Origin of the sequence: Blastomonas sp. CCH1-A6 (assembly GCF_001556365.1) — a bacterium.
In the GTDB taxonomy this organism is placed as follows: Bacteria; Pseudomonadota; Alphaproteobacteria; order Sphingomonadales; family Sphingomonadaceae; genus Blastomonas; species Blastomonas ursincola.
This window is the reverse complement of record NZ_LSIS01000261.1, coordinates 1-3671: the sequence shown is the minus strand read 5'-3', so window position 1 is coordinate 3671 and position 3671 is coordinate 1. Positions and strand designations below refer to the sequence as shown.

Here is a 3671-nt window from a genome sequence, read left to right as displayed (position 1 = left end):
GACCATGCAGCCCGGTGACCACACCCCAAATTACACCTCATTGACGGACGTGACCTTACCGCGATCCGTTTGTGTCAATCTTTCTTTACGCCACACCCCCCTGAAACAGGGGGTGATCGGTCCAGATCTGCTGCGGAACAGGGCCGTCGTTAACCATTGCTTGAGCAGTCCGGTCGTACGGGAGGCCACCCCCAAAACAGGGGGATCGAAGCTTATTGCAACCGGTGTTCGCAATCGTTTGTGCGTGCGCCGGGTCGCCAATGATAGGAGCGCGGACGATGGATCTGAAAAAGGCAACGCTTATCGGGTCCGGAGTCATCTTCTCCACCGTTGCTGTCGCGGCGCTCTATGTCGGTACGACGCTAGGCACGATCAGTGTCGGCGGCCCCGTCGTTGCCGCAAACCAGCAGGCATCGGATCTGGTCGCCGATATCCTGCCGCCGCCCGTCTATATCCTGGAATCCTACCTGGAAGCGTGCCTGGCGATGGTCGAGCCGCGCGCGATGCGGCGCCATGCCGATCGACTGGCAAAACTGCAGGGCGAATATGAGACCCGCCAGGCGCATTGGACCGCCTCGACCCTGCCCGATCCGCTCAAGGCGCAGCTGAACAGGGTGGATGCGCCAGCGCAACAGTTCTTTGCAGAGGTCGAAAGCCGCTTTCTCCCGAGCCTGAAGCGCAGCGACATGGCGGCGGCATCGGCCAGCATCGATGCCTTGGGCCGCGCCTATGCCGCGCATCGCCGCGAAATCGACGAGTTGGTCGAGCAGACGTCCGCCTATCAGGCTGAAACGCGCGAAGCTGGCGCGGCTCAGGCCAGCTTTGCGTATTGGAGCATGGCGCTGGCGGGGCTCATCCTTGCACTGGTGCTCGCAGCCGCCAATGGGCTGCTGTCGCGCTATGCAATCACTCCGCTCAAATCGGTCGCCGATGCCATGCGGCGGATGGCGGGCGGCGATCTCGACGCGCGGGCCGAGGTCGACAAGCCGGTCGACGAGATCGCCGACATGATCGCCGCGATCGAGGTCTTCCGCGAAGCCTCGCGGTCGCGGCTCGCCGCCGAGCAGAAACAGGCGTTCATCGTCCGCGAGCTGACCGGCGGGCTGGACGCGCTCGCTGCCAAGCAGCTGACCCGTCGAATCGACGCGCGTTTCCCCGAAGAGTATGAAGCACTGCGCACCAGCTTCAACCAGACCATGGCAGAGCTGGCCGAGGTCCTGAGCCATAGCGTCGCATCGGCCGGCCATGTGCTGAACGGCGCGGCGGAGATCCGCTCCGCCTCGAACGATCTCGCCCATCGCACCGAGCAGCAGGCCGCCAATCTGGAGGAAAGTGCTGCCGCGATGCGCGAAGTCACCGAGATGGTGCACCAGACCGCGCGCAACGCGACCGATGTCGGCCGCGACATTTCCGAAGCGCATGCGAGCGCTGCCGATGGCGGCAAGGTGGTCGCGCGCGCGGTGGCGGCGATGGACAGCATCCAGAAATCGGCGAGCCAGATCACCAGCATCATCGACGTGATCGACGGCATCGCCTTCCAGACCAACCTGCTCGCGCTTAACGCCGGGGTCGAGGCGGCGCGCGCGGGCGAGGCAGGCAAGGGCTTTGCCGTGGTCGCCAACGAGGTGCGCGCGCTCGCACAGCGCTCCGCCGACGCAGCGCATGACATCAAGGACCTGATCACCACGTCGCACCAGTCGGTGGCCGAAGGCGTGGCGCTGGTCGACGAGACCGGCGCGGTCCTGCTGCAGATCGGCGAGCGCGTGGCGACGATCAACGGACGCATTGCCGATATCGCAGACTCCGCACAGATGCAGGCGGTGCGGTTGCAGCAGGTCAATCTCGCGGTCGGCGACATGGACAAGATGACACAGCAGAATGCCGCCATGGTCGAACAATCGAACGCTGCCGCACGCAGCCTGGCCGATGAAGCGAGCGAACTGGCGACGCTGGTCGAAGCCTTTGAAACCGGTCGGTCACACGCCGCAACAGCAAATACGAAAAGGCGCGCAGCTCATCGCCTGCCGGTGCCTTCGGGCAATCTTGCCCTCAAGTCCGATGACGGCGCCTGGGCGAATTTTTGAACCGGCCAGAGACAGGCAGGAGGTCATGACTCGATCCATGATCAGTTCTATTCATTGTTACTCAAGCATAATTCGGCATTAACCTTAAATTCAGCGCTTTGCGCGACGCTTCTGCTCATTCGCTATTCCAGACGGCCTTGTGGGAAGGCCGACACCCATCTCACGGTTCTCGATTGAAGCGGGGACCGGGCGATCTGGCTGGCGCGAAAGGGCAGGACAGATGCAGATCGGCAAGGCCACGCTGGCAGGCACCGGCGTCATTTTCGCAACTCTGGCAGCGACCGCGCTATTCGTCGGCGCAGCGATGGCCACGATCAGCGTCGGCGGCCCGATCTCGAACGACAACCAGCAGGCGTCCGATCTGGTCGCCGATATCCTGCCGCCTCCGGTCTATATCCTCGAATCCTATCTCGAAGCGCGGCTCGCGATGGCCGAGCCACAGCGGCTCGATCATCATGCGGCACGGCTGAAAAAGCTGCATGGCGAGTTCGACGCGCGTCAGAAGCACTGGGCCGCCTCCACCCTGCCCGATGACCTTAAGGCGCAAGTTCACAAGGTCGATGCGCCTGCCCGCCGCTTCTATACCGAGCTCGAACAGCGTTTCCTGCCCAGCCTCAAACGCGGCGACGAGGTCGCTGCCCGGCAGAGCGTCGCGCGGCTTGCCGCTGCCTATGCCGATCACCGGCGCGAGATCGACCGGCTGGTCGAGCAGACCGCCGTCTATCAGGCCGCGACCCGGCAGACCGGCGACAGCTATGTCACCATGGCCTTTGTCGCGATGGCGGTGGCGGGGCTTGTCCTGCTGCTGGTGTTGACCGCCGCCAATCTGCTGCTGCGCCGCCATCTGGTCGATCCATTGAAGGCCGTTTCCGCGGTCATGTGGCGCATGGCCGAGGGCGATCTCAAGGCCGAGGCCAGGCTCGACAAGCCGGTAGACGAGATAGCCGACATGATGCGCGCGATCGAAGTCTTCCGCAAATCGTCACAGGCCTGCCTTGCCGCCGACGTCCAGGCCGGCGTGGTGCGCGAGCTCACCATGGGGCTCGAGGCGCTGGCCAGCCGCAACCTTGCCTATCGCATCACCGCCAGCTTCCCGCCCGAGTTCGAACCGCTGCGAATCAGCTTCAACAGCGCGACCGAGACGTTGTGCGCGGTGGTCACCCGCACCGCCGCTTCGGCCGGCAATGTGCTCAATGGCTCCGCCGAAATCCGCTCGGCCTCGGGCGATCTTGCCCAGCGCACCGAGCAGCAGGCGGCGAATATCGAGGAAAGTGCCGCGGCAATGCGCGAGGTCACCGGCATGGTGCAGCAGACCGCCAGGAATGCACGCGAGGTCGGCGAGCAGGTCTCCGACGCGCATGGCAGCGCAACCGAGGGCGGCATCGTCGTCACCCGAGCGGTCGAAGCCATGGGACAAATCCAGAAGTCGTCGAGCGAGATCACCAGCATAATCGACGTGATTGACGGTATCGCCTTCCAGACCAACCTGCTCGCGCTCAATGCCGGTGTCGAAGCCGCGCGTGCGGGCGAATCGGGCAAGGGCTTTGCGGTCGTCGCCAACGAGGTCCGGGCGCTTGCGCAGCGCTC

2 protein-coding genes are annotated in these 3671 nt (G+C 64.4%); both read left to right on the top strand.

Annotated elements, in window-relative coordinates; genetic code table 11:
• Positions 1-278 precede the first annotated feature (278 nt).
• Positions 279-2084: a methyl-accepting chemotaxis protein gene (locus AX735_RS12595; protein ID WP_066280640.1), complete on the top strand. Its 1806-nt coding sequence runs from the start codon at positions 279-281 to the stop codon at positions 2082-2084.
• 220 nt (positions 2085-2304) lie between these two features.
• A partial coding sequence (locus tag AX735_RS26905; RefSeq protein WP_066280633.1) for a methyl-accepting chemotaxis protein occupies positions 2305-3671 on the top strand: 1367 nt, incomplete at its 3' end.

Bases quoted from the DNA above. Each gene is read 5' to 3' on its own strand.
- AX735_RS12595 (WP_066280640.1), top strand. From the start codon at position 279: ATGGATCTGAAAAAGGCAACGCTTATCGGGTCCGGAGTCATCTTCTCC.